The sequence below is a fragment of the Mesorhizobium sp. M1A.F.Ca.IN.020.03.2.1 genome (assembly GCF_004023205.1).
Classification (GTDB): Bacteria; Pseudomonadota; Alphaproteobacteria; order Rhizobiales; family Rhizobiaceae; genus Mesorhizobium.
The window spans coordinates 1-6,777 of record NZ_RZSV01000267.1 but is presented as its reverse complement, the minus strand read 5'-3'; the positions used below and the strand labels follow the sequence as shown (position 1 = coordinate 6,777).

Below are 6,777 nucleotides of genomic sequence, written 5' to 3'. Positions count from 1 at the left end.
CTCTTCCCCGACGAGCTTCCCGGCAAGCCCGGAGACAAGGGGCCGATGAACTAGTTAACCTCCCTGACGAAGAGAACTCCGGTCGCGCCAGCTGGCGCGGCCGGACAAAGCCAAATCTCCGGTGCGCCCAAGGCGCGACCGGCCAGCAAAGGAAGCCGACCATCCATGTTGCGATTCCTGCTCATGCGCATAGCGTCGGCGCTTCCCGTGCTCGCCATCTTGAGCCTGGTCACCTTCGCCATCATCCAGGCGCCGCCGGGCGACTATGCCGACTACATCAAATCGCAGCTCATCAACCAGGGCGGCGCCTCCTATGCCGAGGCGGATGCACAGGCCCAGGCCTACCGGAAAGAACACGGCCTCGATAAGCCGCTGCCCGTTCAGTATCTCAACTGGATCGGCGGCATCGTCACGCGCGGCGATTTCGGCTACAGCCTCTACTACAACAGGCCGGTGGCGGACGTGGTCGGCGAGCGCCTGCCGCGCACGCTGCTCCTGGCGCTGGTCTGCCACCTGCTCGCCTCGGTGCTGGGCATAAGCTTCGGCATTTGGGCGGCGACCCGCCAGTATTCCTGGATCGACTCGACGCTCTCGGCCATCTCCTTCCTCGGCATGACGGTGCCGCGCTTCCTGATGGCGCTGATCATCGTCTACCTGCTGGTCTTCCAGTTCAACGTGTCGGAGATCGGCAGCTTCTTCTCGCCGCGATATGGCGGCGCGCCATGGTCGTGGGCAAAATTCCTCGACCTGGTCAAGCATGTCTGGCCGGTGGTGGCGATCGCGACCTTCGGCGGGCTCGCCTACAATATGCGCGTCATGCGCGGCAACCTGCTCGACACGCTCAACGCGCAATATGTCGAGACGGCCAAAGCCAAGGGCCTGACTGGCGGCGCCGTGGTGATGCGCCATGCCGTGCCCAATGCGCTGCATCCATTGGTCATGTATCAAGGCGTGGTGCTGCCCTACATGCTGACCGGCGAGATCGAGACGGCGATCATTTTCGCGCTGCCGACCGTCGGGCCGGCGATCGTGGGCTCGATGGCGGTGGGCGATGTCTATGTGACCGCAACCTTCATGATGGTTCTGTCGGCGACGCTGATCGTCGGCAACATCATCGCCGACATGCTGCTGGTCCTGCTCGACCCCCGCGTGCGCCAGTTCGGGGAACACTAGATGCTGGCCCGCGATCCCTCACCCCCGCCACCCACCGAAGGAGCCGCGATTCCGGCCGCGCATGGCAACGAGAGCTACATCGCGCTTGTCTGGCGCCGGCTGAAGCGCTCCTGGACCGGCATGGCCGGGCTATGCCTGGTCGTGCTGCTGCTTCTCATGACCCTTTTCGCGGAATTCCTCGCGCCTCTCGACCCGAAAGCGACCGATATCGCCTTCGCGCCGCCGCAGATGGCTAGCTTTCACGACAAGGACGGCAACTTCGGCGCGCGGCCAAGAATTTACGCGCTGGCCGAATCGACCGACCTCGACCCCGTGACCTTCCAGCCGATCGTCGGCCCCGATTACGATCATCCACGACTGCTCGGCTTCTTCGTCGAGGGCGCGCCCTACAAACTCTTCGGCCTCATCCCGGCGAACCGGCATTTCTTCGGCTCGATGGACGGCCAGCCGGTGCATTTCCTCGGCACCGACAAGTTCGGCCGTGATGTGCTGTCGCGCGCCATCCTTGGTTCGCGCGTCTCACTGATGATCGCGCTGACGGTGGTCTTCATCATCACCCTGATCGGAACCAGTGTCGGCATGGTGTCCGGCTATTTCGGCGGCCGGTTCGATGTCTGGATGCAGCGCTTCGTCGAACTGGTGCTCGCCTTCCCGCAACTGCCGCTTTACCTGGCGCTGACGACGCTGATCCCGGTCACCGCGCCGACCAATGTCTTTCTCGCCTTCGTCATCATCGTCATGTCGGCGCTTGGCTGGGCGCAGATGTCGCGCGAGGTACGCGGCAAGACGCTGGCGCTGGCGCGCATCGACTATGTGCGCGCGGCCATGGCGGTGGGCGCCACCGATCGGCGGATCATCATCCAGCACATCTTTCCCAATGTGATGAGCCACGTGATCGTCGCCGTGACGCTGGCGATCCCAACGGTGGTGCTTCTGGAATCCTTCCTCGGCTTCCTCGGCTTCGCGGTGAAGCCACCGCTGATCTCCTGGGGGCTGATGCTGCAGGACACCGCGACCTATTCGGTCATCGGCACCTATCCCTGGATCCTGTCGCCGGTCGGCTTCGTGCTGGTCACCGTCTTTGCCTTCAACGCGCTGGGCGACGGCCTGCGCGATGCCGTCGATCCCTATTGAGGTGGCAGGAATGACGACGATCGCGCTCGCCCAATCCTTCGCACCCGCCGTCCGGCTCGACCATGACGGACGCCACGACCAGCCGGTCGTCGACGCCCGCAACATCGAAGTCGCCTTCAAGGTCGAGCACGGCATCGTCGAGGCGGTTAAGGACGTCTCGTTCCAGCTCTATCGCGGCGAGACGATCGCGATCGTCGGCGAATCCGGTTCCGGCAAATCGGTGACCGCGCGCACCGTCATGGGGCTCTTGTCGCGGCGGGCAACGGTATCGCCGAGGTCAAGCGTCGACTATCTCGGACAGAACATCCTGAAATTCGCCGAGAGCGCCCGGCGCAAGCTGCGCGGCAACCGCATCTCGATGATCTTCCAGGAGCCAATGAGCTCGCTCAACCCGATCTATTCGGTCGGCAGCCAGATCGTCGAAGCGATCAGGGTGCACCGCAAGGTGAGCCGCAAAGAGGCCTGGGCGCGAGCGCTCGAGCTTTTGCGGCATGTCCAGATTCCCGAACCCGAAGCACGCCTCAAGCAGTATCCGCACCAGCTCTCCGGTGGCCAGCGGCAGCGCGTCATGATCGCCATGGCCTTGGCCAACGAGCCCGATGTGCTGATCGCCGACGAGCCGACCACCGCGCTCGACGTCACCGTCCAGGCGCAGATCCTCAACCTGATCCGCAATCTGCAGAAAGAAATGCGGATGGCGGTGGTTCTGATCACGCACGATCTTACCGTCGTGCACAAATTCTCCGACTATGTCTATGTCATGCAGCATGGCGAAATGCGCGAGCATAACGTCACCGAGCGGCTCTTCGCCGATCCGCAGCATCCCTACACAAAGCGGCTGCTCGCATCCGAACCACACGGCCGGCCGAAGCCGCTGCCCGAAAAGTCCAGCACGATCCTCGAGGCGAACGGCGTGCGCGTCTGTTTCACGCTGCGGCACGGTACGTTCCTGAAGCCGGACTGGCGCGAGTTGGTTGCGGTCGACGATCTCGACCTCAAACTTTGCCGTCACGAGACGCTGGGCCTGGTCGGCGAATCCGGTTCCGGCAAGACCACTTTCGGCCAGGCGCTGCTTCGGCTGCTCGACGCCAGGCGCGGCGAGATCCGTTTCGACGGCCAGCCGATCCAGGATCTCACGCGCGCCGAGATGCGGCCGCTGCGCTCGCGCATGCAGATCGTCTTCCAGGATCCGTTCTCCTCGCTCAACCCGCGCATGACGATCGGCCAGATCATCGAGGAAGGCCTGGTCGTGAACAGGATCGGGGCCACACGGCGCGAGCGGATCGAGCGGGTGCGTGAGGCGCTGGTCAGCGCCGGCATGCCCGGCGATATCCTGTCGCGGTTTCCGCACGAATTTTCGGGCGGCCAGCGGCAGCGCATCGCGATCGCGCGGGCCATCGCACTGGAGCCGGAATTCATCCTGCTCGACGAGCCGACATCGGCGCTCGATCTTTCCGTCCAGGCGCAGATCATCGACCTGCTGCGCAAGCTGCAGGACGAGCGCGGCTTGAGCTATCTCTTCATCTCGCACGACCTCAAGGTGGTGCGGGCGCTCTGCCACCGCGTGATCGTCATGCAGCACGGCAAGATCGTCGAACAGGGGCCCGTAGACGAGGTCCTCACCAGTCCCAAGACCGCCTACACCGAACGGCTCGTCCGGGCCGCTTTCGACGTGGCGTGACCATATTCCGGAGGCTCACAGTGGCAAGAAATCCCAGGATCACCTTCATCGGCGCCGGCTCGACGGTGTTCATGAAGAACATTGTCGGCGACGTGCTGCAGCGCCCGGCGCTGTCGGGCGCGACGATCGCTTTGATGGACATCAACCCGCAGCGGCTGGAAGAGAGCGCCATCGTCGTCAACAAGCTGATCGCGACCCTCGGCGTGAAGGCGAAGGCCGAGACCTATTCCGACCAACGCAAGGCGCTGTCCGGTGCCGATTTCGTCGTCGTCGCCTTCCAGATCGGCGGTTACGAGCCCTGCACCGTCACCGACTTCGAGGTGCCCAAGAGATATGGCCTGCGCCAGACGATCGCCGACACGCTGGGCGTCGGCGGCATCATGCGGGGCCTGAGGACGGTGCCGCATCTGTGGAGGATCTGCGAGGACATGCTCGCCGTCTGCCCCGACGCGATCATGCTGCAATACGTCAACCCAATGGCGATCAACACCTGGGCGATCGCCGCGAAATTCCCCCAGATCAAACAGGTTGGGCTCTGCCATTCGGTGCAGGGCACGGCGATGGAGCTGGCGCACGACCTCGACCTTCCCTATGAGGAGATCCGCTACCGCGCAGCTGGCATCAACCACATGGCGTTTTACCTCAAGTTCGAGCATCGCCAGCCGGACGGCTCCTACCGCGACCTCTATCCCGACCTTGTCCGCGCCTATCGCGAAGGCCGCGCGCCGAAGCCCGGCTGGAACCCGCGCTGCCCCAACAAGGTGCGCTACGAGATGCTGACCCGGCTCGGCTATTTCGTCACCGAAAGCTCGGAGCATTTCGCCGAATACACGCCCTATTTCATCAAGGAAGGTCGCCCCGACCTGATCGAGAAATACGGCATCCCGCTTGACGAATATCCGAAGCGGTGCATCGAGCAGATCGAACGCTGGAAGGGTCAGGCGGAGGCCTACCGCTCGGCCGACCGGATCGAGGTCGAGCAGTCAAAGGAATATGCCTCCTCGATCATGAACTCGGTGTGGACCGGCGAGCCGTCGGTCATCTACGGCAATATCCGCAACAATGGCTGCATCACCTCGCTGCCTTTAGACTGCGCGGCGGAAGTGCCGTGCCTGGTCGATGCTTCCGGCATCCAGCCGACCTATATCGGCGAGCTGCCGCCGCAGCTGACGGCGCTGATCCGCACCAACATCAATGTTCAGGAATTGACGGTGCGGGCGCTGATGAGCGAGAGCCGCGAGCACATCTACCACGCGGCGATGATGGACCCGCACACGGCGGCCGAGCTCGATCTCGATCAGATCTGGTCGCTGGTCGACGACCTGCTTGCAGCGCATGGGGACTGGTTGCCGGCCTGGGCGCGACCAGGCAAGAGCAAGGCTGCCTGATTAGAGCAATTTCAGGAAAAGTGAGAAGCGGTTTTCCGTCCGAAATTGCGTCAAAACAAATAGACGGGAGATTTCGCCGTTTCCGTGAAACGGTGAAATGCCCTATTTGCCGGTCTGCTCGCGCTCGACGGCGCGCCAGCCGATGTCGCGGCGGAAGAAACCCTGCGGCCAGTCGATATGATCGGTCGCCCCGTAGGCCTTTTTTTGTGCCTCCCCGACGGTTGCGCCGGTTGCGGTGACGTTGAGCACGCGGCCGCCATTGGCGACGAGCGCGCCGCCATTGATGGCGGTGCCCGCGTGGAAGATTTCGGCGCCGTCGCTGGCGGCCTCGTCGAGACCGCGGATGACCGAGCCCTTTTCCGGCGTGCCGGGATAGCCCCTCGCCGCCATCACCACGGTCAGGGCCGCGTCGTCGCTCCAGCGGACCGACATGTGCGCGAGCTGGCCGTCGACAGCGGCGTTGAGCAGGACGAGCAGGTCGTCCTTCAGCCGCATCATCAGCACCTGGCATTCGGGATCGCCGAAGCGGGTGTTGTACTCGATCAGCTTGGGGCCTTGGTCGGTGATCATCAAACCGGCGAAGAGGATGCCGGCGAAAGGCGCGCCGAGATTGGCCATGCCGCGCATCGTCGGCTCGATGATCTCGCGCATGGTGCGCTCGGTCATCTCGGGCGTCATCACCGGCGCCGGCGAATAGGCGCCCATGCCGCCGGTGTTCGGACCGGTATCGCCGTCGCCGACGCGCTTATGGTCCTGCGCGGTGCCGAAGGGCAGCGCGGTGGCGCCGTCGCAGAGGCAGAAGAAGCTCGCCTCCTCGCCGGTCAGATATTCCTCGACGACGACCTCGGCGCCGGCGGAGCCAAAAGCGCCGTCGAAACAGGCGTCGAGCGCGGCAAGCGCCTCCTCCAGCTTCATGGCGATGGTGACGCCCTTGCCGGCGGCAAGGCCGTCAGCCTTGATGACGATCGGCGCGCCCATCTTTTCGACATAGGCCTTGGCCGCGGCGAGATCGCCGAAGCGGCCATAGGCTGCGGTCGGGATGTTGAACTTGGCGCAAAGATCCTTGGTAAAGCCCTTCGAGCCTTCGAGCCGCGCCGCCGCCTTGGAGGGGCCGAAGACGCGGATGCCCCAGGCGCGCAAATCATCGGCAATGCCAGCCACCAGCGGCCCTTCCGGACCGACCACGACGAGGTCGATCTTCTTCTCCTGGCAGAAGGCGGCCACAGTGGAGTGGTCGGCGATGTCCAGCTTGACCAGTTCGGCGAAACGGCCGATGCCGGGATTGCCGGGCGAAGCATAGAGCTTCGTCAGCAGCGGCGACGCGGCGATCTTCCAGGCAAGCGCATGTTCGCGGCCGCCGGAGCCGAGAAGAAGAACGTTCATGGCCACCTCTTGCTGATC

Annotated in this window: 5 protein-coding genes; 4 read left to right on the top strand and 1 reads right to left on the bottom strand. The window is 64.1% G+C overall.

Translation table 11 applies throughout. From position 1 onward, the window contains the following. Window positions 1-165 precede the first annotated feature (165 nt). The 4 genes from EOA79_RS27775 to EOA79_RS27760 are packed head-to-tail and all read left to right on the top strand — an operon-like array spanning window position 166 to window position 5,376. Entirely contained in the window at window positions 166-1,173 is a 1,008-nt protein-coding gene (locus EOA79_RS27775) for an ABC transporter permease (RefSeq protein WP_066998120.1), read from the top strand. Further along, entirely contained in the window at window positions 1,174-2,307 is a 1,134-nt protein-coding gene (locus tag EOA79_RS27770) for an ABC transporter permease (protein WP_095823820.1), read from the top strand. 10 nt (window positions 2,308-2,317) lie between these two features. After that, window positions 2,318-3,988 (top strand): ABC transporter ATP-binding protein, encoded by a 1,671-nt coding sequence (locus EOA79_RS27765; RefSeq protein ID WP_095823821.1) that lies wholly within the window; start codon window positions 2,318-2,320, stop codon window positions 3,986-3,988. 20 nt (window positions 3,989-4,008) lie between these two features. Next, window positions 4,009-5,376 (top strand): alpha-glucosidase/alpha-galactosidase, encoded by a 1,368-nt coding sequence (locus tag EOA79_RS27760; RefSeq protein WP_095823822.1) that lies wholly within the window; start codon window positions 4,009-4,011, stop codon window positions 5,374-5,376. A 102-nt stretch (window positions 5,377-5,478) separates the two neighbouring features. Here the strand turns inward: EOA79_RS27760 and purD are convergent, their stop codons facing one another. Next, the gene (gene purD, locus EOA79_RS27755) at window positions 5,479-6,759 is read right to left on the bottom strand and encodes a phosphoribosylamine--glycine ligase (RefSeq protein WP_067327824.1); all 1,281 of its coding nucleotides are present in this window, start codon (window positions 6,757-6,759) and stop codon (window positions 5,479-5,481) included. Window positions 6,760-6,777 lie beyond the last annotated feature (18 nt).